We start from the raw sequence: 23,434 nt of genomic DNA, 5'->3' as shown, positions 1-23,434 counted from the left end.
CTCGCCGACCGCTACCGTGCCGGAGTCGTTCTGGCCTCGCTGATCCTCTGGCTCCGCGAAACCAGTTCGTGATCATTTGTCAGACACCCCCTAGCGGGACACCAGGAGCGGGACGGCCGAAGTGCCGCATCTTTTCCGGCCACGGCTATGGGAACCTCGGGTCCGTCTCGCTACCCTCCGCGCATGATTTCCACGGTTGTCTGGGGCACCGGCAATGTCGGGCGTGCGGCGATACGGGCCGTCGAGGCCCATCCCGCGCTGGAACTCTCGGGGGTACTCGTCCACGACCCCGCCAAGGTCGGTCGCGACGCCGCCCAACTCGCGGGCGCTGACGGCATGGTGGGGATCGCCGCGACCGACGACATCGCGGCCGTCCTCGCCTCGGGGCCGCGCGCCGTGGTGTACGCCGCCTCCGGCGACGTCCGGCCCGACGAGGCCCTCGCCGACGTCACCCGCGCGATCCGGGCCGGGGCCGTGGTCGTCACCCCCGCCCTGTATCCGCTGTACGACCACCGCAGCGCGCCGCCCGAGTTCCGGGACCCGGTGCTCGCCGCGATCGCCGAAGGTGGCGGATCCCTGTTCGTCTCGGGCGTGGACCCGGGCTGGGGCAATGACGTGCTGCCCCTGTTGATCAGCGGCCTCGGCTCCACCGTGGACGCGATCCGCTGCCAGGAGGTCTTCGACTACTCCACCTACGACCAGGAGGAGTCGGTCCGCCACCTGATCGGCATGGGGCATCCGATGGACTACGCGCCCCTGATGCTCGCACCGTCCATTCCGACCATGGTGTGGGGCGGTCAACTCCGGCTCATGGCACGAGCGTTGGGCGTCGAGCTCGACGACATCCGGGAGACCCTGGAGCGCCGCGCGCTCGACACCACCGTCGGCACCCGCACGATGGGCACCTTCGAGGCGGGCACGCAGGGTGCCGTCCGGTTCGAGGTGCAGGGCATCGTCGAGGGCGAACCGCGCATCGTCATCGAGCACATCACCCGTATCCACCCCTCCTGCGCCCCGGACTGGCCGGCGCCGCCCGACGGCGGCGACGGGGCGCACCGCGTCGTGATCGAGGGCCGCCCGCGCATCGAGGTCACCGTCGAGGCGACCGACGAGGGCGAGAACCGCTCGGCGGGCGGCAACGCCACCGCGGTGGGCCGTCTGGTGAACGCCATCGACTGGCTGGCCGAGGCGGAGCCCGGGCTCTACGACGCTCTCGACGTCCCACTGCGCCCGGCAGTCGGCAGGCTCGGAAGGAAGCAACGATGATGAGGATCGACATCCCCGAGGGCCAGGAGCCCATCGGGTACGTGTGGGGCGACATGGTGCCCGGCATCGGCATGGCCGCCGCCAACTTCTCCCTGTCCGTGTACGCCCACACCACCCTGGGGCTGCGGGAGTTCGAGGCGGCCCGGCTGCGCATAGCGCAGATCAACGGCTGCCAGTTCTGCCTGGACTGGCGCACCGACCGGGACGGCGAGAAGGTCGAGGAGGGCTTCGCGGACGCGGTCGCCGAGTGGCGCACCACCGACGCCTTCGACGACCGCACCCGGCTCGCCGCCGAGTACGCCGAGCGGTACGCGGTGGACCACCACGGGCTCGACGAGGAGTTCTGGGCACGGATGACCGCGCACTACAGCCAGGTGGAGATCGTGGAGCTGAGCATGAGTCTCGGTTCGTGGCTGGCGTTCGGCCGGCTCAACCACGTGCTCGGCCTCGACTCCGTGTGCGTGCTTCCGACGCACTGAAACGGGACCGCCCGCTGTCCCGGGCGGCCCCGCGCTCTGCCGTCACGTGAGATCGACGGCGATGATCTTCTCGATGTTCCGTTCGGCGAGTGCCGTGATGGTGACGAACGGATTCACGCTGGTGTTTCCGGGGATGAGCGAGCCGTCGATCACGTACAGGCCCGGATACCCTTGCAGCCGACCGTAGTTGTCGGTGGCCTTGTTCAGGACCGCACCGCCCAGCGGGTGGTAGGTGAGGGTGTCGTTCCAGATCTTGTAGACGCCGAACAGGTCGGTGCGGTAGATCGTCCCCTCGGTGGCGTTGATCTTGTCGAAGATCGTCTTGGCCATGTCGATGGACGCCTGCTTCCAGGCGGTCTGCCAGTCCAGGTCGACCCGGCCGGCCGTGGGGTTCCAGGAGAACGTGCCGCGGTTGGGGTTCTTGGTGATCGACAGGTAGAACGAGGCGTACGTCTCGATGCCGGTGGGCAGCGGTGCCACCTCGGCGAACGCGCCTCCCGCGTTCCAGTTGTCGATGCCCCCGCACGGGATGGACGCCTGGACCTTGCCGGTGGGGTCCCACATGTAGTTGGCCCGGCCGCACATCACGTTCCCGTTGTCGCCCCAGCCGCGGCCGATCTCGCCGTTCAGCTTGGGCAGGGCGCCGGTGGCCTTCAGCTTGACGAGGAGTTTGCTGGTGCCGACGCTGCCGGCCGCGAAGAACACCTTGTCCGCCGTGACGGTCTTGGTGGCGGTGACATCGCCGCTGGTGGTGAGCTGCTCGATGCCGACGGTGTAGCTGCCGCCGGAGCCCGGCGAGACCGAAGTCACCCGGTGCAGCGGGGAGATGGTGACCCGGCCGGTCGACCGGGCCTGGGCCAGATAGGTCTTCTGGAGGGACTTCTTGCCGTAGTTGTTGCCGTACAGGATCTCGCCCGCCACGGCCGACTTGGGGACCGTCCCGGCCGACTCCTGCTTCATGTAGTCCCAGTCGTACACATCGGGCACGAACACGAACGGGAAGCCGGAGCGCTGGGCCTGCTTGCGGCCGACGCGGGCGAACTGGTAGCAGTCCACCGTGTCGAACCAGGCCGGGTCGATGAGCCCCGAGCCGAGCCCGGCGTTGGCGCGCGGGTAGTAGGTGTTGTACATCTCGTCGGGGTTGACCGACGGGAGGATGGCGCCGAAGTTCTCGCGCTTGGGCGTGACCGCCATGCCGCCGTTGACGAGTGAGCCGCCGCCGACGCCCCGGCCCTGGTAGACGGTGATGCCGCTGAAGTCCTCGGCGTCCAGGATCCCGGTGTAGCGGGGGATGTCCCGGTCGATCGGGATGCCGAAGAAGTTGCTCAGGGGCTGCTTGGTCTTGGTGCGCAGCCAGTACGAGCGGTAGTCCGGCGAGGTCGTGTTGCAGAAGATCTTGCCGTCCGATCCGGGCGTGTCCCAGGCCATGCCCATCTCGACCATCTGCACGTCGACGCCGGCCTGGGCGAGGCGCAGGGCCGCGACCGAGCCGCCGTATCCGGTGCCGATCACGAGGGCCGGAACATGTGCGCCGTCGCCGATGGCGGCCGCCCTGGCGCTGGTCCCGGCGAAGGCCGACGAGCCGTGGCCCACTAGCGCCGCCGCGCCGAGAATGGAACCTGTTCCAGCGATGAATCTCCGCCGGGAAACACCCTGGGAACCTGAATGTTGCATGGTAGTGTCACTCATGTGACATTCCTCACTCTCGATGGAGTGAGAACAGGTTCTACTGGCGCTGGCGTGATAAGTCACTAGATACCTGGAGGTAACTTCTGGCTCATGACGCGCTCTTGAACGGGGACGGTGCGGGCCGTCGGTCGACCGGTGTCACCGGCGTACGGATGGCGACCGGGGTGCGGCGCGGCCCGGACCACGGGGCCGGCACGGCATCGATGTCCCGGGCCAGACGCTGGGCAAGCGCCTCGTAGTTGACCCGCCAGCCCCGGAAGTGCGGCCAGGCCTCCTCGGGGCTCCGCTCGGTGGGATACCCCTGCTCCCGCATCCGGGCCACCCCGGCCAGGAAGTCCTCGTAGGTCAGGTCGAGGGGGCCGTCGGGGTGTGGATCGGGGTCGTATGCGATGCCCTGCGTGTCGGCGATGTCGCGCAGACAGACGAAGCCCGCGCGCAGCGCCATGCGCACCTCGGACTGGGGATGGGAGGGATTGAAGGCGAGACGCAGGGCGGCCGCGTCCATCACCGCAAGGAGGGCGATCAGCCAGTTGCGGGTGGCCTTCGGGGAGCGGAAGTGGATGAGCACGGGGTAGGTGGTGTGGCTCTCGCCCACCTCGGCGCTCCACCGCTCCCAGCCGCGGAACAGTTCCCCCACACTGCTGACGACGTCGATCTGGGCGTACCGGGCGAGGATCTCCGGCCCCCAGGGCGGGCTGCCCGCACGGGCCTGGAGCAGGGTCACTTCGGTTTCGCGCCGCTGGTAGGCCGCGTACAGGGTGGGCAGATAGCCGATCTGGAGACCGATCACGATGGGCCCGGTGGCCGCCGCGCAGAAGTCGATCGCGTTCAGGGAGGCCCGGTTGCCGGCGGCGAAGCCGAGGGTGAACAGCGAGGAGCCGGACTCGGTGAGCGACTCGCGCAGACCGAGCCCGCTGACCGCCGCCTCCAGCAGCCCGTAGCCGATCATGAAGCAGAACAGCCAGCCCATCAGGGTGATCACGATGGACAGCGGCGCGACGGGTGCGAGCACCCGGTCCTTGGTCTCGGCCCCGCGCGCCAGGTCCGCCACCCGCTGGAAGGGCCACCGCACCCCCTGCTGCACGATCCGGGTGAAGCTGGACCGGGTCGGCCGCGGAATCACCAGGGTGCGCAGCACCGAGGAGAAGATCCCGAGCACGAGGACGGCGCCGAGGACGCCGAACACTGCTCTCACCTGGACTTGTTCCTTTCCCGTAGGCCGGACGGACGTTGCCCCCGTCCGGCCACAGGAAGATTACGGCGCACCGGGGCCGGCGGACCGCAAGCCTCGTCTCACAGGCCGTGCCGCCGCTCGCCCAGGACCGCCTCGCACACCTCGCGCTCCGACTCAGCGGAGAAGGGCGCCCCGGAGTGCGGCGCCCGACGGACCTCGACGGCCCTACGGGTCTCCTCCGCGATGAGATCGGCGTTGATCGCGGCCCCGGCCCGCGCCCCGGCGGCCGCGGCCGCGACGACCTGGTCGATCGGGCTCGCCACATTCCCGGCCACCCAGACCCCGGGCACCGCGGTGGCACCGGTCGGGTCGGCGGCGATGTGGGCGCCGATGACGGCGCCGCCCATCTCCAGGTCGGTCGGCTCGATCCCGAGCGAGGAGAGCACTCCCGCCCTGGGCTTCAACTGCCCTGCCACGACCAGGATCTGACGTGCAGTCACCGTACCGTTCACGAGACGCACGCCCGTCAGACGTCCGCCGCGCGTCTCCAGGCCGGCGACCTGCCCGTCGACGACGCCCACGCCCCGGGCGGCCAGCTCCTCACAGCTCCGCTCGTCCAGCTCGTCCAGAGTGTGGCGGAAGAGCGTGACGTCATCGCTCCACTGCCGCCACAGCAGGGCCTGGTGCACGGCCAGCGGGCCGGTGCCGAGCACACCGATGGCCTGGTCCCGCACCTCCCAGCCGTGGCAGTAGGGACAGTGCAGTACGTCGGTGCCCCACAGCTCCGCGAGCCCCGGGACATCGGGGAGTTCATCGACGAGGCCGGTGGTGACCAGGAGTCTGCGGGCCCGCACTTCGGTGGCGTCGGCGAGGGTGACGCGGACGGCCTCGCCCTCGCGCGTGGCGGCGACAGCAAGGCCGTCCCTCAACTCGACCCCGTAGCCGCGCACTTCGGCCCGGCCCGCGGCAAGGAGCTCGCCGGGCGGGGTCCCCTCGTGACCCAGGTACGCGTGGACCGCGCCGGCCGGGGCGTTGCGCGGTTCCCCCGCGTCGATCACCAGGACCGTACGCCGGGCCCGGCCCAGAGTGAGCGCACCGCTCAGCCCCGCGGCACCGCCGCCGATCACCACGACGTCGTGGACCGCGGACCGGTCGCCTTCGGGAGTGCTGTCCATCGTGTGTTCCGTTCGCTCGTTCATCTGCGACACCTCCAATGCCGCGATGCTGCGCCCGGTCCTGGCCGGTTGACAAAACATCTTGCCGTTACGGCAAATAGGAGCATGGCTCAAGACGATCTCACCGAGGTGCTGACCGGTGTGGGCCCCCGCCTGCGCGCCCTGCGGCAGACGCGCGGCGCGACGCTCGCCGAGGTGGCCGGGGCGACCGGAATCTCGCTCAGCACGCTGTCGCGCCTGGAGTCCGGGCAGCGCAGGCCGACCCTGGAGCTGCTGCTCCCGCTGGCTCGCGAGTACCGGGTACAGCTCGACGAGCTGGTCGGCGCGCCCGCCACCGGCGACCCGCGCATCCACCCGAAGCCCTTCACGCGCCATGGGCAGACCTTCGTGCCCCTGACCCACTACCTGGGCGGCCTGCACGCGTACAAGCAGATCGTCCCGCCCCGGCAGGCCCCCGACGGCGTGCGGCCCGAGCTCAAGGTGCACGAGGGCTACGAGTGGCTGTACGTCCTGTCGGGCCGGCTGTGGCTGGCGCTCGGCGACCATGATCTTGTGCTCGGCGCGGGCGAGGCCGCCGAGTTCGACACCCGTACCCCGCACGGCTTCGCCAACGCGGGCGACCGGCCGGTGGAGTTCCTCTCCCTGTACGGGGCGCAGGGCGAGCGCATGCACGTACGGGCACAGCCCAACGACGGCTGAGCGGGGCGGGCCGGCGGCCACGCCCCCGCGCGGGTTACGGGCGGCGGCGGGGCTTGCCGCGCTTGGCGGCGCTCTTCGGGGCACCGGAGCCACCGCGCGCGTTCTTGCCCTGGGCCTTGGCGGGCTTGCCACCCGTCTTGCCTCCGGCGGGCTTGCGCGGGGTGCCGCTCCTGTCGGCGCGCTTCTGCTTCGGCTGAGGCGGGGTGGGCGTGCGGCCGCGGGTGCTGTTGACGGTACGGCCGCGGACGATCCCGATGAACTCCTCCACCAGGTCCGGTGTGACCTCGGCCTCCGGCCACGACAGGGCGACGCGCGACTCCGGCACGCCCGTGATCGTCCGGTAGGTGAGGTCCTTGCGGTGGTAGAGGCGAGCCAGCGACTGCGGCACGACGAGCAGGCCCACTCCCGCGGCGACCAGCTCGACCGCGTCCTCGGTGGTGGCGGGACGCTCGAAGGCGGGCAGGCCCGGGGGGCGTTCCCAGTCCAGGGTGTCGTCGAGGGGGTGCAGCACGATCTCGTCGGCCAGCTCCTCCGCGGACACTTCCTCGACCGCCGCGACGAGGTGGTCCTTGGGGACCACGACGACCGAGGTCTCGGTGTAGAGGGGGATCGCGCTGAGATCCGTACGGTCGATCGGCAGCCGTACGAAGCCGGCGTCCGCTCCCCGGCCGCGCAGTACGTCGGGCGCCTCCGCGGCGGAGACCGTGCTGAGGGTCAGGGGGACGTCCGGCAGCCGCTCGTTCCAGATCCGCACCCACTTGCTCGGCGTCACACCAGGAACATAGGCGAGCCGGAACGATGGGGGTTCTTCCGAGCCTGTCACTCCGCCAGGTTACCGGTCGTGGTCGGCGCCATCGCACACGCTCGCTACTCTTGGGACCATGACGTCGCACCAGACCACCCAGACGATGAAGCCCGCGACCGCGGCGAAGAAGCTGGGTGTGTACCTAGAGGCCACCCCCGCAGAGTTCCAGGAGGGTGCCGTCTCGCGCAGTGAGCTGAACGCCCTCCAGGCCGACCCGCCCCAGTGGCTCCAGGACCTGCGACGCACCGGTCCGCACCCCCGGCCGGTGGTCGCGGCGAAGCTCGGCGTCTCCATCGCGGGCCTCGCCCGTGGCGGAGTCACCGAGGCCCTCACCACGGAGCAGATCGACGCGCTGAAGCAGGACAACCCCGAGTGGCTGCAGAAGGAGCGCGCCACCCAGGCCGAGGTCCGCAAGGAGTCGGTCCGCATCAAGGAGAAGAACAAGGAGAAGGAAGCGCGGCAGGCCGAGGGCCCCCGCTCCTGACCCGCTCGGCGTCCCCGACGCCACCGGCTCGTCCACAGTGCCGCCGACCGAAAGCCTGGCTTCCGGTCGGCGGCACTGTGCGTTGGCCATCGCGGAATTCCCGGCGCGCGGTGCCGCCCGCCCGGTGCCACCGCGCACCTCGGCCGAGTTTCTTCAGCTGAAACTGGACAGTCTGGACTGAAGAACTTACGGTGGCGGCATGGAAGACACCACCGACGGCATCTCCGCGTCCGCCGTCCGTGCGGCGCGTGACCTGCGGGTGGCGTTCAGCCGGCTGCGGCGACGGCTGCGGGAGGTCGCGGACACGACGGACCTCACGCCCTCGCAGGTGTCCGCGCTCGCGCTCGTCGAGAAGGGCGGCGCCGCGTCCGCCAGCGCGCTCGCGGCCACCGAAGGCGTACGCCCCCAGTCGATGGCCGCCACCCTCGCCGCACTCGACCAGCAGGGCCTGATCCAGCGCAGTCAGGATCCGCGGGACGGCCGCCGCCAGCTGGTCACCCTCACCGAAGCGGGCCGCGAGCGGGCCGAGGGCAACCGGCAGGCCCGCGCCGAATGGCTCACCCAGGCCTTCCAGGACCGCTACACCGAGGAGGAGCGCACCACCATCGCCGAGGCGATGGCCCTCCTCGCCCGGCTGGGCGAGCCGTGAGTGCGGACGCCGACGGACCGCGGGTCCCCGGTGTTTTCCACGATCATCCACGTCACGCCAACACGCCCTGAATAAAGGGCAGTTGAGCGATGCACGTGCGCGCTCAGAGTTTTAGAGTTCACGAAAGGCACCACCATGGCTCTCACCACGCTCGACCAGAACACGGCGCTCGTCGTCATCGACCTTCAGCGGGGCATCGTGGCCGCGCCCACCGAGCCGCACTCCTCCGCCGATGTCGTGACCCGCTCGGCCGAACTGGCCGACGCCTTCCGCTCGCACGGGCTCCCCGTCGTCCTGGTCCGCGTCTCGTTCGCGCCCGACGGCGCCGACGCTCCCCGGGGCCGCACGGAGAACGCCGGGCACGGCGGGCAGCCGCCGCAGGGCTGGGACGTCATCGTCGGCGAGCTGGCCGGGCACCCCGAGGACATCACCGTCACCAAGCGCAACTGGGGCGCGTTCCACGGCACCGACCTCGACCTCCAGCTGCGCCGCCGGGGCGTCACCCAGATCGTGCTGACCGGCGTGGCCACCAGCATCGGCGTCGAGTCGACCGCCCGTGCCGCGCACGAGCACGGCTACCACGTCACCCTGGCCACCGACGCCATGACGGACCTGAACGCGGAGGCGCACCGCAACAGCATCGAGCGGATCTTCCCGCGCCTCGGCGAGTCCGGCACGACCGCGGAGATCGGCGAGCTCCTGGCCAAGACCCGCACCGCCTGAGTTCCGCGGCGGGGCGGCACCTGCGCGCCCCCACGAGCACCCGCGAGCACCCGCGAGCACCCGCGTGCTCAGGCGGCCGGACGGCCCCCGGGCACGCGGGCGCGACCGCCGTCGGACGCCCCGGGCCGGATGACCGGCACCGACCATCGTCGGACGCCCGGGGCCGGCTGCTCGGCACCGACCGCCGTCAGGCGCCCTGCGTCGGACGACCCGCGTCGATGGATGTCGACGGCGTCGCTCAGCCGGAACGGCTGCCGGTGCGCCGGTCCCGCCGCTGCCTGCGCCGGGGCGAGCAGGAAACCGGCGTGGCCCCCGCCCTCGATACGGCTCTCCACGCGCCCCACGAACCAGACCGGCACCGCGTCGAGCAGGACCGCGCCCAGGGGCCCTCGCGCCGGGCGGCATCGGCGAACTTGTCCGCCTCGTCGCCGGTACGGCCGCCGAAGTGCCCGGCCAGCGCGTACTGCCGGCGTTCCAGCAGGTGCACGGCGAGGAATTCGGCCGAACTGGCCACGCGGTCCGTCCTGTTGGCCGTGGACAACCACACCATGAGGCGCACTGGTTCGATCGAGCACTGCGAGTCGAACCCCACGAGGCACCCGGCGCGCTCCCCGCCGGCCACGGCGGTCACTCCGTACATCGGACAGTCGAGGCGGTCGAGGAACCCGTCCATGCCGGTCACAGCGCTCACCCCCTCGACTCGTCGTCCACGGACCACGAACAGCCGATCACACGAGTACCCCCGTGGTACGTCCCCGGTCGGCCGATCGGCCGAAAGAAGCGCCTTCGCCGGAAAGGTGGTGTGCGGAGGCGGGCCAGGGGCACCCGGGCGTTGCGTGGACGCGACGCCGTGCGTCAAGGGCGGCCGCGGTCCGCATCCGCACCCATCGTCCATACGAAGGGACCGCACCACCATGGCCAACATCTGGGCCTACCCCGAGGCAGCCGCGTACCAGCCGGGCACCGACCTCACCGGCTACAAGGTCGAAGCGACCGACGGAAGCATCGGCAAGGTCGACAAGTACTCGGAGGAGGTCAGCTCCTCGTACATCGTCGTCGACACCGGCCCGTGGATCTTCGGCAAGTCCGTCCTGCTGCCGGCCGGGGTCCTCACGCGCATCGACCCGGCAGAGAAGAAGATCTACGTCGCGTGCGCCAAGGAACAGATCAAGAACTCCCCCGAGTTCGACAAGGAGAAGCATCTCGGGGACCCGACCTATCACGAGCAGGTCGGCGGCTACTACGGACGTCCGCACAGCTGACGCTCCCCCGTTCCCACGATGCCCGGCCGCCAACCGCAGCCGGGCATCGGCGCGTTGGGGCGTTGAGCCGCGCGGCGGCGCAGGGGTCAGGGCTCGGCGAGCCACTCTTCGAGTACGGTCTCCCGCTCGCGCGAGCGCAGCAGACCGGTCGTGTCCCGGGCCTCCCACCACCGGCTCAGCACTGCGGGCGAGGCAGCGCCGGCGACGAAACGGCTGAGCAGCGCGTGCGAGAGATCGACCTCCCGTCGGGTGTACGCGCTCGCGGCGCCGGACTGCACGAGCGCCTCGACGTCGGCACCGCCCCGAGTCCCGATCTGCACCGTCATCGCCTCGGGGCTGCCGGGAACCCACAGGTCCAGCGCCGCCGCGGCCACGGTCACCGCACGGCCGGCCCACCGCAGGCCCGCCGAACGGGCGGGCGCACCGAGCACCTTCAGGGCGGTCACCTCGCTCCAGGGCCACTCCCCCGCCGTTGCCCCGGTCACCCGGAGCGCGTCGGGGGTGAGCAGCACCTCGGAAGTCGCCGTCGCACCGGGCGTGCCCAGGTGGACGTTCTCCGCGTCGACATAGAAGAGACCGACCATGCAGCCCGCCTTCTGCGGGGCCGGTGGCACAGGTGCCGGTTCCAAGGCGAACTCCATCGGGCCGTGTGAACGATCCGGCGACTCTAGATCACTCGCGCAAATCGTTCGAACGGCACCGACGGGTTTCGGGCACGGGCAGTGCCCACCGCGGCCGCCGCGCCCGTATCCGGTCCCGAGGGTCACCCCACGGTTCCGAATGGCAGCCCACGGTCCCAAGTGGCACTCCGCGGTTCCGGGTGGCAGCCCGCGGTTCCGATGGACAGCCCGGGTCAGTGCGGCCCGTCCGGTTCACGGGTCCGTTCGGTCTCCGGCGTTCCGCCCGTCGTGTGCACTCCGTCGGGCAGGGCCGCGGGCGCCTCCGTGATGTCGAGGAACACCTGGTCCGCCTCCGGCCACTCCTTCACCACGGCCGCCTTGATCCGTTCCGAGACCAGCTCCATGCGCTCGCTGTCGAGCCCGGGCCGCAGGTCGATCCGGGCCGCGACGAGCGTCGAGTCGAGGCCGAGCCGCATCGTCAGAAGACTGGCCACGTTGTCGATCTCCGGCTGCTGGTCGAGCAACGCCCGGATGTCCTGCCGCAGTTCGGGGTCGACGGCCTCGCCGATGAGCTGCTCGCGGGCGTCCTTGCCGAGCCGGTACGCCACGTACACCAGGAGCAGTCCGATGGCGAGCGAGGCCGAGGCCTCCCAGACGCCCTGGCCGGTGATCATGTGCAGGGTCATGCCTCCGGCGGCGAGCAGTACGCCGAGCACCGCCGTGCCGTCCTCCGCGATGACGGTACGCAGGGCCGGGTCACCGCCGATGCCGCCGCTCTGGCCGCGCACCTGGTACAGAGCGCGTGCCAGTGAGCCGCCTTCGGCCAGGAGCGCCACACCGAGCACGGCGAGGCCCGCGATGTAGCCGCCGGTGGACTCCTGCTCCTGCGAGCGCAGCGCCTCGATCCCCTGGAGGAAGGAGAAACAGCCGCCCATGACGAAGATGCCGACGGCGGCGAGGAGTGACCAGAAGTAGCGCTCCTTGCCATAGCCGAAGGGGTGCTGCTCATCGGCCGGGCGCCGGCTGCGGCGCAGGGCCGCGAGCAGGAAGACCTCGTTCAGGCTGTCGGCCACCGAGTGCGCCGCCTCGGACAGCAGCGCGGGCGATCCCGCGAAGACTCCGGCCGCGGCCTTGGCGGCTGCGATCAACAGGTTGGCGCCGAGCGCCACAAGGACGGTCAGACGGGTCTTACGGTCCTTCTTGTCCGGCTCTTCCGCCGCGTCGGCACTCTTGTCTGCCTTTTCTGTGCTCATTCACCATGTCCCTGTAGCAGCACCGTATGTGATGGACCGTCATGTGATGCCTGTGTGCCGGAGGCATGCCCCTTGCGGGCGGAGGAACGCCGTGCGGGCGGAGGGACGCCGTGGACCGCCCTCCGCCCGCACGGCGGCTCGTGCCCGGTCACCGGCGGCTGTCGCTCCGGGAGCCCGCGTAGGAGCGGCGCTTGCGCGCGGCCGAGGCCTCTTCCGGGTCGTCCTCCTCGACATCCCCTTCCGGCTCGTCCTCGTACTCCGCCTCCGGTTCCTCCTCGTCCTCGTACTCGCCCTCGAAGTCACCCTCCGCCTCGTCCTCGTACCCCTCTTCGGGGTCGGCCTCCGGGTCGGCCTCCGGGTCGGCCTCGCCCTGATCCGCTTCCTGCTCGGGATCCTGGCCCTCTTCCGGCTCGGCCTCGTCCTCGTCCTCGTCCCGCTCGATGTCCTGGTTCTCCTCCTGGACCTCGTCCGCGGGCTCGTCCGGGCCGTCCTGGTGCTCGGACTGCTCCGCCTCCCGCTGCTCCTCCTCCTCGGCTACGGCGTCATCGTGGCTGACCACGACCTCGCCGTCCCTGATCTCACCGCGCCAGCCCCCCTCGGCCTCGCCGCGCAACGCGATGTGCCGTGCGAAGTTCTTGAGATCGAGGCGGGCCCGGCGGCCCTGGGCGCGCCAGATGTTGCCGGTCTTCTCGAAGAGCCCCTTGGAGTAGTACTCCATGACCAGCAGGACACGGGTGATGTTCTCGCCGAGCGGGTGGAAGGTGACGACGCCCTTGACGCTTCCCTTGGCGCCCTCGGAGGTCCACGCGATGCGCGCGTCCGGCACCTGTTCGGTGGTGTGCGCCTTCCAACTGCGGCTGGACCAGAAGACCTTGACCTTCCAGTCCGATGTGGTGTCGTCGGCGACGGTCGCGCTCTTCACGCCCTTGGCGAAGGTGGCGAACGACTGGAACTGGGTCCACTGGTCGTAGGCCTCGCGGACGGGTACGCCCACGTCGATGGACTCCATGATGACGGTCGGCTTGCGCCCACCGCCGCCCTTCTTGCGCTTGCCACCGAGGCTCTTGAACATTTCCTTGGCGTTGTCCTTGAGGTGCGAGGCCCCCAGTTCGACGGCTGTGCGCACCGGGCCCTTGCCCTCGGCGATCTTGCGGCCGCCGTCGAGTGCCAGCTTGGCGAAGCCGGGACTGTTGCCCTCGGCTATGTCGTTCAGCTTGCCGGTGGTCTCGCCAAGCTTGTGGCCCACACCCGTCAGGAGCCGTTCGCCCTGGGCGAGCAGATAGCTCTGGAGCTCCGACTTCAGGTGGTCGACCGCGGGGCTGTCCTTGAGCGGGTTCCTCGACTCAGCCACGGTCCTCACCACCCTGACCGCCGCGCCGGCTCGCCGTCTTCTTCGCCGGCGCCCGCTTGGCCGTTCGCTGCACGGACTTGGTGGCCTTCTTGGCCGACGTCGCCCTGGAGGAGGCCGACTTGGCGGCGGTGCGCCCGGTCGAGCGACGCGCGCTCGACGTACCCTCGTCGGACTCGGAGTCGGAGGCCCTGGTGGAGCTCCGGCTCGGACTCCGGCCGGCGGACTTGCCCGACCCCGCGCCCGGCCTCCGGCCCGAGTCGCCGGAGGAGGAGCGGGACGACGGCTTCGACGACGACTTGGCGGGGCGCTCGCCCTCCTCCTCGCCCTCTTCCGGCTCCTCTTCCAGCTCCTCTTCCGGCGCCTCGTCCCGGCCCGAGCCCGTCACGTCCGGCACGACGCCCGATATGCGGTCCTGCACACCCAGCGTGCGGTCGTGCAGCCGGTCGGCGAGTCCCTCGATCTGCCGGTTGACCAGCGCGCCCGTGGCCGCCTTGCCCACCCCGCGCAGATCGTGGCGGAGCTGGTCGCCGATCTCCTTGAACTGCGGGTTGTCGGCCAACTGGGCCGCCGCGAAGTCCGCGATCGCACGTGGGCTCAGCTGTAGTCGCTTGCCCATGACCAGTGTCCCGATGCCGAACGCGAGCTTGGCCTTCTTGGTGCGTCCGAGCAGATAGCCCGCGCCTACCGCGAGCCCCAATCCCAGCCGGTTGTTCATATCAGACCTGTCCTCTTCTCGTCCGTCTCGCGAGGGGGAGCCTGTGGAGGCCTCATCACACCGGGTAGCCAACATGGCCAGAGCCAAACCCGCCCCGCTTCCCCCGCCCCGCCCGCCGGGCTCAGGACTCCACGGCGCCCCGGATCGGGACCGGCTGGTGTGCGCCACGAGAACACGCGCGAGCACCGGCCTGATGAGCCGTCAACTCAGTCGCGGAGCAGGTCAGATGAGAGGTGGCGGCCCTTCCGCCGCGTCGGTCCCGGCCCTCCCCGGGAGAGCTCCCGCCATGCCTGACCGAGAATCGCCACGCCTTCGGTGAGCGCGCGTACCGGAGTGGCCGCGTAGCCGAGTACGAGGCCCGGCGGTCCGGGCAGCTGCCGATGCCACGACAGCGGATGGCACTTCACTCCGCGGGCGAGCGCGGCGGCGGCGAGTTCGGTGTCGGGTACGTCCGCTTCGTACGTGACGGTCAGGTGCAGCCCGGCCGCCGCGCCCCGCACCACGGCACCCGGCAGGTGCTCGACGACGGCTCGGATCATCGTGTCCCGGCGCCGCCGGTGACGGACGCGCAGCAGCCGCAGCTGGCGTTCGAGGTCACCGGACGCCATCAGACGAGCCAGCACCAGTTGCGGCAGTACGGCGTTGCCCAGGTCGGTGAAGCGCTTGAGGTCGATCAGGGCGTCCCGATGGCGGCGTGGCGGTATGACCCAGCCGATGCGCAGCGCCGGCGCGAGCAGCTTGGACACGCTGCCCAGATAGCACCCGTGGTCGGCGAGCAGAGTGCGCAGTGCCGGGACCGGGGGGCGGTCGTAGCGGTGTTCCGCGTCGTAGTCGTCCTCCAGGATCAGACCACCTTCCTGGGCCCAGCGCAGCAGTTCGCGACGGCGCTCACCGCTCATGACCACACCGGTGGGGAACTGGTGCGCGGGTGTGAGCAGCACCGCGCGGGCACCGGTGGCCCGCAGCGCCGCCACCCGCACGCCGTCCCCGTCGACCGGAACCGGCGGGGTGGCCAGGTTTCCGTGCCGCAGGTGCTGGCGGATGCCGAGGGACCCGGGGTCCTCCACCGCGACCGCGTCGATGCCGTCCGCCCGCAGCACCGGGGCCAGCAAGGAGAGGGCCTGGGACGTGCCCGCCAGGACCACCACCTCGTCCGGATCGGCGCGAATACCGCGGGTGCGAGCCAGCCAATCCGTGAGGGCGCGGCGCAACTGCGGGGTGCCGCGCGGGTCCCCGTAGCCGAGGTTGTCGGCCGGCAGCCCGGTGAGCACGGCTCGCTCCGCCTTGAGCCAGGCGGCCCGGGGGAACGCGGTCAGGTCGGGACGACCGGGAGTGAGGTCGACGCGGGCAGGCGCGGCGCGCAGCAGGTCGAAGACATCGACGCCCGGTGCTCCGTCGAACAGCGTGCCGGCGGCTGTCGGACGCGGCGGCGCCGTCATGTGCGGCGGCTCGTCCCCGACGAACCGCGCGGTCGGCGCGGCGGCGGGCACCGCGACCACCGTCGTCCCCCCGCGTCGACGTCCTTCGAGGTGCCCGTCCTCGGTCAGTCGCCGGTACGCCTCGACGATCACCCCGCGCGACACCCGCAGTTCGGCGGCGAGCACCCGGGTCGCGGGCAGCGTGCTGCCCACCGTCAGCCGTCCGTCGGCCATCGCCTCGCGCAACCGCTCGGCCAGCCAGTCCGCCTTGCCGCCGACGGGCGCGTCGCCGATGTCGAGCAGCAGGAAATCCGAGCCTCGGACCACGGTGTTCCCCCTGCCCGCCGTCGTCGTGGGCGTCCTGCCCGCGGCTCTCGGCCCACTCACTTCTCGTCTCCTCCAACCCCTCGGCCCGATCGTGGGCCGACACGCGTACTCACACCATCGCCAGCCGCACGCCCAAGGCCACGAAACCGAGCGCGAACACCCGCCTGATCCCGGTCATCACCCGCGGCCTGGACAGCACATGGCCGCGGACGGCCACCGCGCACATTCCGTACGCGACGAACACGGCGAAGGTGAGCGCCATGAAGACGGCGCTGAGCTGGAGCATCACGCCGAGGGAGCCGGGTTTGCCGGCGGGCACGAACTGCGGCAGGAACGCTACGAAGAACATCGTGAGTTTCGGGTTGAGCAGGTTGACCAGCACACCGGAACCGATCACCCGGAGGGCCGGCCTCGGCCCGCCCTCCCGCTCGACCGTCAACGCCTCCTTGTCCCGCAGCATGGACCACGCCATGAACAGCAGGTATCCGACACCGAGGTACTTCACCGTCGCGTAGGCGGCGGCACTGGTGTGCAGCAGGGCGGAAAGCCCTGTGATCGTCGCTGCCAGGTGCGGCACGATGCCGAGCGTGCAGCCGAACGCGGCGACCACGCTCGCCCGGCGGCCGTGCGACAGGCCTGCGGCAAGGGTGTACACCACTCCCGTTCCGGGCGTGATCACCACGACGAGCGTGGTCAACAAGAATGCGATGCTCAAAGCAGCCTCCTCAACGAACGGTTCCCTCGCACCCTGCCGCGTTGATGGTCCGGTCCAACAGGGCCAAAGCCGCCTCGGCCCACTGGTCCATAACGTCCGTCCCCCGCCGTCCACAGCCGCACAGCAGCACAGCAGCACGATGCGATCCGCGGGGCGCCGGCTCCCAGCCGATCGTGGGCGCCGCCCCGCGTCGTCGTCGTGGCAGCCGCCCGCCGTCGTGCCGGCGAGCGGCGGGGGTCAGCCGCATTCCGACGCACCATCAGAATGCCGAGGGGCTTGTCCGCTGCTCGGCCGCGTCGGCTCAGCCGCGTCGACTCAGCTGGGCCGAGAGGTGGTGCTGCAACGGCCGGCCGACCGCGGCGAGGTCGTGGACGAACGTCAGGGTGTCCTCCGCGATCAGCTCATAGCGGCGGCGGGTGGCGTCGACCTGCTTCGCGGTGGGGGTGAGGGCCACCTCCCGGGTGGCGAGGTCGACCGTCCCGCCGCTCGCGGAACCGACCGCGATCTCCGCGATGCCGGTGGGCTGGGTGATCAGGGCCTCGATCCGCCCGTCGGCCTGGAGTCGCCACCACCCGCTCTCGCGGGCCGACGGGCGCAGCGGCGCGCCCTCCGCGTCGAGCAGCCAGGCCCGGGCCTCGTACCGCAGGAAGGGCCGGCCGTCGTGGCTGAAGGTGACTTCCTGCGCGTACGCGAAGTCGCCGTCGATCGTGGGGTATTCCCCCTCGCCCCGGCCGTGCCAGGTGCCGAGGAGGCCCAGCACGGGGGCGAGCAGCGCGTGCGGGGCGGGCGTCCCGTCCGGTCGGATGCTGTCCGGGTAGGGGTGCTCCGGTGCGGGGTCGAACACGATGTGCGCTCCTGGGGTCGGGGCCGATTGCCAGGGGGAAGCCTAGGGTGTCGATCCTCCGCAGGTGCCTGTTGACCATGGAGAACTCCTCCTCCGGGAGGGTACGGCCGACCGGTGTGGTGGATGTGCGGCGCGGGGGCGGCCGCTAGCGTCGGAGGCGAGCGTGAACGACGGGGAAAGGTGCACACGGTGGGTGTACGAGCGGTGGGCGTACGGACGGCGGCCCGGGCCGCCGCGATCGGGGTGGCGCTGGCGTTGACCGTGGGTGCGGCCGGGGCGGCCCCCGCATCGGCGGCGGGGCCCGGGCGGCTCGACGGGGTGTGGCGGATGGACGGCTACGGCACCCTGGTGACGGTCGCGAACGGCAGGTTCACGACGTATGACACCACCCGCGTCAGCTGCCTGCCGGGCGCGGTCACGGCCCAGCAGGTCGGCAGCCCCGGCGCGGGCGGGGCGACCCGGTACGGCGAGGGCCAGGTCGCGTCGATGACCTTCACGCCCGAGGGCCGGGAGCACGCGGTGCTCGCGCTCGACGACGCGGCCGGCGTACGCCATCTGGAACGGCTGTCCGCGCTGCCCGAGCGGTGTCGGAAGCCCGCGGCCGAGGGACCGCTCGCCGTGTTCGACCGGTTCTGGGCGACCTTCGCGGAGAACTACCCGTTCTTCGCCGCGAAGGGCATCGACTGGCAGGCGGTCAGGGACCGTTACCGTCCGCTCATCACACCGGACACCACCGATGCCCGGCTCCAGGACATCCTCACCGACATGATCCGTCCGCTCCACGACGCCCACACGGCGCTCGTTCACCAGGGCAGGACCGTCTACTTCGGCCTGCGGCCCGGCACCCGGGTACCCACCGCGGACCTGCGCACCCGGGCCGCGGCGAACGTCGCCCGCCAACTCGTCGTCCCGGCCCGGAGTTTCGCGCAGGGCAAGCTGGTGGTGGGTGAACTGCCGGGCGGGATCGGCTATTTGAGGGTCGACTCCTTCGACGGGTACGTGGCGGGCGACAGCTTCCAGGACCAGGTGGCCGAGCTCGACCGCGCCCTGGACGCGCTGCTCTCCCGCGACGCGACGCGGGGCACCGGTCCTTTGCGCGGCCTGGTGATCGACGTCCGGCTCAACGGCGGCGGATCCGACGCGCTCGGACTGCGGATCGCCGCTCGCCTCACCGACCGGGCCTACACGGCATACCGCAAGGTGGCCCGCGACGACCCCGACGACCCGACCCGCTTCACCCGGCCCCAGCCGATCACCGTCCACCCGGCGGCGGCACCGCGCTGGACCGGTCCCATCGCCCTGCTCACCAGCGGCAGTTCGGTCAGCGCGGCGGAGACGTTCACGCAGGCGCTCATGGGCCGCGATCCCGAGGTGACACGGATCGGCGAGAACACCCAGGGGGTCTTCTCCGACGTGATGATCCGGCCACTGGCCAAGGACTGGGCGGCGATCCTCCCCAACGAGAAGTACCTCGACGAGCACGGCCGCACCTTCGACGGCTCCGGCATCCCGCCCCGGCTGCGCACCCCCGTCTTCACCGAGGACGACCTCACCCACGGGCGCGACTCCGCGCTGACCCTGGCCCGGCAGGTGCTCCCCACGTCGTGACGTGCCGCACCTCGGCGTTCGGTGGGTGAAGACGCGGTTTCCGGGGTGCCGGTCGAGGATCCGGTTCGGCGGTGCGACTGGTTCGCCCCGTCCGCCGGACGGGATACGTCGCACGAGGGAACCCGGTGGGATCCGGGACTGCCCCCGCAGCGGTGAGGGGGAACGACCGCCGTCATACGCACTGGATCCGACCGGGTCCGGGAAGCGTCGGCCAGAAGGTGCCTCGTCAGCTACGCGGTCCGCCGCCGAGTCCGAAGACCCGCCACTGCCCGTGGGTGACCGTTCGCCCCCGGAGATTCCGGTGACTTCGAGGGCGGGCCGGCGTACACACCGCAGGCGGCGGCCCCGGGCCGTTGCGGCTGTCTGACCCTGGTCGTCCGCTCGCCGGCCAGGGAGCGGTGCGGCGATGCAGCCGACCATGGCCGGCCCCAACATGGCCTGGGACTCGACCACTTCGAGGGACGCTCCTGGCCCGGCCGGCACCACCACGTCACTCCCGCGACCGCCACCCAGACCTTCTTCACTCAACAGCGGCTCTCCCTGCAAGCCCCCGGCCGGCCAAGTCCTCCTACTCGAACGGCTGCCACCACGCCCGCCGCACCTGCTCGAATCGCATCGGCAGTGCCTCCCACCCCAACTCCCCCGCATGGCGCACGTTCTGGCTGCGGGCCCACCGCTTCCACGACCACAGCAGTCCGGGCGCGTCCAACGGCAGACCCACCTGCTTGATCACCCCGCCCGACCCCGTCGTGTGGTGCACCGTCACGAACAGAGCCTCCACCGCCCCGCCCTCGATGTACTCCGCGACCAGCGCCGCACGACGCTTCAGCCAGGCCGCCAGCACGACATGCAGATCGTCGGCCACGTCCACCGTGTGCCGGGACTTCCACTTCGACCGCACCACCAACAGCTTCCGCGCCCGAGGCCGGTACGCGCCGCACCGCGTCGCCAGTACCTCCGCCCGCCTCAGCGGCGCCAAACCTCCCGCGGCCGAAGCCCGCACCACTCCCACGATCACCGCCAGGCGCAGCACCTCGTCCGAACAGCCCTCCGTCCGGCCCTGCGTCCAGAGCTCGCGCCATACCCACTCCGCTTTCGCCCGCCCCACCGTGTCCAGCGGATACCGGCCCCCCTGCACCGCCGCTGTTCTGGACGGGATGTCCCGCTCGGGAACCCTGACCACTTCCACACCCCTCCACAACCCTCCCGGCCTGGCAGAACAGAGTCGCTTGGCTCACTATTTCTGTGACTCACCATTCTTGCCGAGGACAGCCCCCTCGTCCTCGGGTTCGACCAGGGGAGCGCTCTCGGATACTGAACGTCGCTCTTCCGCTCACGGCACTACCGCGTAGGCTGACCCTCAGCAGCTGGTTCGCTCCGTCCGCCAGGCGGGGTGTCGCAAGAGGGAACCCGGTGGAAATCCGGGACTGCCCCGCAGCGGTGAGCGGGAACGACCGCCGTCATACGCACTGGGTCCGAGATACGGGGCCTGGGAAGCGACGGCCAGTAGGTGTCCTCCGGCACGGAGGGTGTGCCCGCGAGTCCGAAGACCTGCCAACTGCCCGTGTACGGACCGTTCCGTGCGCGGATATCTCCGGTGACCTCGTGGGCGGGTCGGCGTACACACCTGACGGAACGACCGCGCCTTTCGCGCGCGGAGTCGTCGCCGTCGGGTTCGTCAATCCCTTCGCGCCCTCGTCCCGTCCCCGGGGATGTTCAGGAGTCATCTCGCGAAGGAGATTTCCGTGACAGCGAAGTCCGCAGCCGCGGCAGCACGGGCCACCGTGTACGGCTACCCCCGTCAGGGCCGGAACCGTGAACTCAAGAAGGCCGTCGAGGGCTACTGGAAGGGCCGCGTCACCGCCGACGCCCTCAGGAGCACCGGCGCCGAACTCCGGCGGAGCAATTGGCGGCAGCTCGCCGATGCCGGCATCCACGAAGTGCCGACCGGCGACTTCTCGTACTACGACCACGTTCTCGACACCACCGTCATGGTGGGTGCGATCCCCCCGAGGCACCGCAGCGCCGTCGACGCCGACGCGCTGGACGGCTACTTCGCCATGGCCCGCGGCACCCAGGACGTCGCGCCGCTGGAGATGACCAAATGGTTTGATTCGAACTACCACTATCTCGTACCGGAGTTGGGTCCCGACACGGTGTTCACGGCCGACTCCACCCAGCAGGTCACGGAGTTCGAGGAAGCCCTCGCGCTGAGCCTGACCGCGCGGCCCGTGCTCGTCGGGCCCGTCACCTATCTCCTGCTCGCCAAGCCCGCCCCGGGCGTCGCCGCCGACTTCGAACCGCTCACCCTCCTGGACCGGCTGCTGCCCGTGTACGCCGAGGTCCTGGCAGACCTCCGTGCGGCCGGGGCCGAGTGGGTCCAGCTCGACGAGCCGGCCCTTGTGCAGGACCGCACCCCGGCCGAGCTGAACGCCGCCGAGCGGGCCTACCGCGATCTGGGGGCGCTCACCGATCGGCCCAAACTGCTCGTCGCCTCCTACTTCGACCAGCTCGGTGACGCGCTGCCGGTCCTGGCCAAGGCGCCGGTCGAAGGCCTCGCCCTGGACTTCACGGAGTCGGCCGCGGCCAACCTGGACGCCCTGGCCGCCGTGGGCGGGCTTCCGGGCAAGCGTCTGGTCGCCGGTGTGGTCAACGGACGCAACATCTGGATCAACGACTTGCGGAAGTCGCTGTCCACACTCGGCACCCTCCTCGGGCTCGCCGACCGGGTCGACGTCGCCGCCTCGTCCTCCCTGCTGCACGTTCCGCTGGACGCGGCCGCCGAGCGCGACATCGAGCCGCAGATCCTGCGCTGGCTCGCCTTCGCCCGGCAGAAGACCGCGGAGGTCGCCGTCCTCGCCAAGGGAATCTCCCAGGGCACCGACAGCATCACCGCCGAACTGGCCGCGAACCGGGCCGACTTGGCGTCCCGGGCCACCTCTCCCCTCACCCGCGACCCGGCCGTACGGGCCCGCTCCGAAGCCGTGACGGACAGCGACGCCCGCCGGAGCCGGTCCTACCCCGCACGCGCCGCCGCGCAGCGGGCGCACCTCGGGCTGCCGCTGCTGCCGACCACCACCATCGGCTCGTTCCCGCAGACCACCGAACTGCGCACCGCCCGCGCCGACTTGAGGGCGGGCCGGATCGACGTCCAGGGCTACGAGGCACGCATCAAGAACCAGATCCGCGAGGTCATCTCCTTCCAGGAGAAGACGGGCATCGACGTGCTGGTGCACGGCGAACCCGAGCGCAACGACATGGTCCAGTACTTCGCCGAACAGCTCACCGGATACCTCGCCACGCAGCACGGCTGGGTCCAGTCGTACGGCACCCGCTATGTCCGCCCGCCGGTCCTGGCCGGTGACATCTCCCGTCCCGAGCCGATGACGGTCCGCTGGACGACGTACGCCCAGTCCCTCACCGGCCGCCCGGTCAAGGGCATGCTCACCGGGCCCGTCACCATGCTCGCCTGGTCCTTCGTACGCGACGACCAGCCGCTCGCTGAGACCGCCCGTCAGGTCGCCCTCGCCCTGCGCGACGAGGTCAACGACCTGGAGACGGCGGGGACTTCGGTGATCCAGGTGGACGAACCCGCGCTGCGCGAGACCCTTCCGTTGCGGGCGGGTGACCGTGCGGCGTACCTGGCGTGGGCCACCGAGGCGTTCCGGCTCACCACGGCCGGGGTGCGTCCGGACACCCAGATCCACACGCACATGTGCTACGCCGAGTTCGGCGACATCGTCCAGGCCATCGACGACCTCGACGCCGATGTCATCAGCCTGGAGGCCGCCCGCTCCCACATGCAGGTCGCCCGCGAACTCGCCGCACACGGCTACCCCCGTGAAGCCGGCCCCGGCGTCTATGACATCCACTCCCCCCGCGTGCCGAGCAGCGACGAGGCCGCCGATCTGCTGCGGACCGGCCTCAAGGCCATCCCCGCCGAGCGCCTGTGGGTCAACCCCGACTGCGGCCTGAAGACGCGCGGCTGGCCCGAGACGCGCGCATCCCTGGAGAACCTGGTCGCCGCGGCCCGCACCGTGCGCGGTGAGCTGACCGCGTCCTGATCGAGCCGGGGGGGGGGGGGGGGCCGCGCCCGCCCCCCCCCCCCCCCCCCCCCCCCCCCCCCAACAAACCCCCCCCCCCCCCCCCCCCCCCCCCACCCCCCCCCCCCCGCGCCC

21 protein-coding genes, 1 pseudogene and 2 riboswitches are annotated in these 23,434 nt (G+C 71.2%); of the genes and pseudogenes, 9 read left to right on the top strand and 13 right to left on the bottom strand.

What is annotated here, in order from left to right:
* Nucleotides 1-183: 183 nt before the first annotated feature.
* Together ACFYNP_RS38045 and ACFYNP_RS38040 are read left to right on the top strand one after the other, a co-directional pair.
* The gene (locus ACFYNP_RS38045) at nt 184-1,266 is read left to right on the top strand and encodes a dihydrodipicolinate reductase (RefSeq protein ID WP_388792022.1); all 1,083 of its coding nucleotides are present in this window, start codon (nt 184-186) and stop codon (nt 1,264-1,266) included.
* The gene (locus tag ACFYNP_RS38040; RefSeq protein WP_167162441.1) at nt 1,266-1,745 is read left to right on the top strand and encodes a carboxymuconolactone decarboxylase family protein; all 480 of its coding nucleotides are present in this window, start codon (nt 1,266-1,268) and stop codon (nt 1,743-1,745) included. The genes ACFYNP_RS38045 and ACFYNP_RS38040 overlap by 1 nt, the downstream gene beginning before the upstream one ends.
* Nucleotides 1,746-1,787: 42 nt before the next feature.
* On the opposite strand, the gene ACFYNP_RS38035 is transcribed toward ACFYNP_RS38040, so the two are convergent.
* The 3 genes from ACFYNP_RS38035 to ACFYNP_RS38025 form a co-directional block, all read right to left on the bottom strand.
* Nucleotides 1,788-3,434 carry a GMC oxidoreductase gene (locus ACFYNP_RS38035; protein ID WP_388792020.1) on the bottom strand — a complete coding sequence of 549 codons (1,647 nt, stop codon included), beginning with the start codon at nt 3,432-3,434 and terminating at the stop codon, nt 1,788-1,790.
* Nucleotides 3,435-3,522: 88 nt separating this feature from the next.
* On the bottom strand, nt 3,523-4,629 hold the full coding sequence (locus ACFYNP_RS38030; RefSeq protein ID WP_388792018.1) for a hypothetical protein: 1,107 nt from the start codon (nt 4,627-4,629) through the stop codon (nt 3,523-3,525).
* Nucleotides 4,630-4,727: 98 nt separating this feature from the next.
* Complete coding sequence (locus tag ACFYNP_RS38025) at nt 4,728-5,807, bottom strand: NAD(P)/FAD-dependent oxidoreductase (RefSeq protein ID WP_388792016.1); 1,080 nt, start codon at nt 5,805-5,807, stop codon at nt 4,728-4,730.
* Nucleotides 5,808-5,888: 81 nt separating this feature from the next.
* Here ACFYNP_RS38025 and ACFYNP_RS38020 point away from each other — a divergent pair, with 81 nt between their 5' ends.
* Entirely contained in the window at nt 5,889-6,482 is a 594-nt protein-coding gene (locus ACFYNP_RS38020; protein ID WP_388792014.1) for a helix-turn-helix domain-containing protein, read from the top strand.
* A 34-nt stretch (nt 6,483-6,516) separates the two neighbouring features.
* Here ACFYNP_RS38020 and ACFYNP_RS38015 read toward each other — a convergent pair whose 3' ends face one another.
* On the bottom strand, nt 6,517-7,305 hold the full coding sequence (locus tag ACFYNP_RS38015; RefSeq protein WP_388419277.1) for a LysR family substrate-binding domain-containing protein: 789 nt from the start codon (nt 7,303-7,305) through the stop codon (nt 6,517-6,519).
* Nucleotides 7,306-7,363: 58 nt separating this feature from the next.
* Between ACFYNP_RS38015 and ACFYNP_RS38010 the strand changes: the two genes are divergently transcribed.
* The 3 genes from ACFYNP_RS38010 (at nt 7,364) to ACFYNP_RS38000 (ending at nt 9,143) form a co-directional block, all read left to right on the top strand.
* Entirely contained in the window at nt 7,364-7,771 is a 408-nt protein-coding gene (locus ACFYNP_RS38010; RefSeq protein ID WP_388419279.1) for a DUF5997 family protein, read from the top strand.
* Between the two features lie 199 nt (nt 7,772-7,970).
* The gene (locus ACFYNP_RS38005) at nt 7,971-8,420 is read left to right on the top strand and encodes a MarR family winged helix-turn-helix transcriptional regulator (RefSeq protein WP_388419281.1); all 450 of its coding nucleotides are present in this window, start codon (nt 7,971-7,973) and stop codon (nt 8,418-8,420) included.
* A 135-nt stretch (nt 8,421-8,555) separates the two neighbouring features.
* Nucleotides 8,556-9,143, top strand: coding sequence for a hydrolase (locus tag ACFYNP_RS38000; RefSeq protein ID WP_388792012.1), 588 nt, complete (start codon nt 8,556-8,558; stop codon nt 9,141-9,143).
* 68 nt (nt 9,144-9,211) lie between these two features.
* On the opposite strand, the pseudogene ACFYNP_RS37995 reads toward ACFYNP_RS38000, so the two are convergent.
* Nucleotides 9,212-9,825 (bottom strand): annotated as a pseudogene (locus tag ACFYNP_RS37995) (flavin reductase family protein).
* Nucleotides 9,826-10,057: 232 nt separating this feature from the next.
* Between ACFYNP_RS37995 and ACFYNP_RS37990 the strand changes: the two are divergent.
* Nucleotides 10,058-10,405: a PRC-barrel domain-containing protein gene (locus ACFYNP_RS37990; RefSeq protein ID WP_100576343.1), complete on the top strand. Its 348-nt coding sequence runs from the start codon at nt 10,058-10,060 to the stop codon at nt 10,403-10,405.
* Nucleotides 10,406-10,491: 86 nt separating this feature from the next.
* On the opposite strand, the gene ACFYNP_RS37985 is transcribed toward ACFYNP_RS37990, so the two are convergent.
* The 7 genes from ACFYNP_RS37985 to ACFYNP_RS37955 all read right to left on the bottom strand — a co-directional run bounded on the left by ACFYNP_RS37985 (nt 10,492) and on the right by ACFYNP_RS37955 (nt 17,648).
* Nucleotides 10,492-11,034, bottom strand: coding sequence for a hypothetical protein (locus ACFYNP_RS37985; protein ID WP_388792010.1), 543 nt, complete (start codon nt 11,032-11,034; stop codon nt 10,492-10,494).
* A 224-nt stretch (nt 11,035-11,258) separates the two neighbouring features.
* Nucleotides 11,259-12,278, bottom strand: a complete 1,020-nt coding sequence (locus ACFYNP_RS37980; RefSeq protein ID WP_388419287.1) for a cation diffusion facilitator family transporter — start codon at nt 12,276-12,278, stop codon at nt 11,259-11,261.
* A gap of 148 nt (nt 12,279-12,426) precedes the next feature.
* The gene (locus ACFYNP_RS37975) at nt 12,427-13,629 is read right to left on the bottom strand and encodes an SRPBCC family protein (RefSeq protein WP_388792008.1); all 1,203 of its coding nucleotides are present in this window, start codon (nt 13,627-13,629) and stop codon (nt 12,427-12,429) included.
* Nucleotides 13,622-14,344, bottom strand: coding sequence for a DNA primase (locus ACFYNP_RS37970; RefSeq protein ID WP_388792006.1), 723 nt, complete (start codon nt 14,342-14,344; stop codon nt 13,622-13,624). Before ACFYNP_RS37970 ends, ACFYNP_RS37975 begins: the two co-directional genes overlap by 8 nt.
* Nucleotides 14,345-14,550: 206 nt before the next feature.
* Entirely contained in the window at nt 14,551-15,996 is a 1,446-nt protein-coding gene (locus ACFYNP_RS37965; RefSeq protein ID WP_388792024.1) for a PLP-dependent aminotransferase family protein, read from the bottom strand.
* Between the two features lie 202 nt (nt 15,997-16,198).
* Nucleotides 16,199-16,804, bottom strand: a complete 606-nt coding sequence (locus ACFYNP_RS37960; RefSeq protein ID WP_388419293.1) for a LysE family translocator — start codon at nt 16,802-16,804, stop codon at nt 16,199-16,201.
* A 301-nt stretch (nt 16,805-17,105) separates the two neighbouring features.
* Nucleotides 17,106-17,648 carry an FABP family protein gene (locus ACFYNP_RS37955; RefSeq protein ID WP_388792004.1) on the bottom strand — a complete coding sequence of 181 codons (543 nt, stop codon included), beginning with the start codon at nt 17,646-17,648 and terminating at the stop codon, nt 17,106-17,108.
* Between the two features lie 189 nt (nt 17,649-17,837).
* Here ACFYNP_RS37955 and ACFYNP_RS37950 point away from each other — a divergent pair, with 189 nt between their 5' ends.
* On the top strand, nt 17,838-19,256 hold the full coding sequence (locus tag ACFYNP_RS37950) for a S41 family peptidase (RefSeq protein WP_388792002.1): 1,419 nt from the start codon (nt 17,838-17,840) through the stop codon (nt 19,254-19,256).
* Nucleotides 19,257-19,372: 116 nt separating this feature from the next.
* A riboswitch (cobalamin riboswitch) is annotated at nt 19,373-19,516 on the top strand.
* A gap of 308 nt (nt 19,517-19,824) precedes the next feature.
* Here ACFYNP_RS37950 and ACFYNP_RS37945 read toward each other — a convergent pair.
* The gene (locus ACFYNP_RS37945; protein ID WP_388792000.1) at nt 19,825-20,439 is read right to left on the bottom strand and encodes a hypothetical protein; all 615 of its coding nucleotides are present in this window, start codon (nt 20,437-20,439) and stop codon (nt 19,825-19,827) included.
* Nucleotides 20,440-20,607: 168 nt separating this feature from the next.
* Nucleotides 20,608-20,830, top strand: a riboswitch (cobalamin riboswitch).
* Between the two features lie 171 nt (nt 20,831-21,001).
* Between ACFYNP_RS37945 and metE the strand changes: the two genes are divergently transcribed.
* Nucleotides 21,002-23,320 (top strand): 5-methyltetrahydropteroyltriglutamate--homocysteine S-methyltransferase, encoded by a 2,319-nt coding sequence (gene metE / locus ACFYNP_RS37940; RefSeq protein WP_388791998.1) that lies wholly within the window; start codon nt 21,002-21,004, stop codon nt 23,318-23,320.
* Nucleotides 23,321-23,434 lie beyond the last annotated feature (114 nt).

Source organism: Streptomyces sp. NPDC006691 (genome assembly GCF_042869955.1).
Classification (GTDB): domain Bacteria; phylum Actinomycetota; class Actinomycetes; order Streptomycetales; family Streptomycetaceae; genus Streptomyces.
This window is presented reverse-complemented; position numbering and strand designations above follow the sequence as displayed.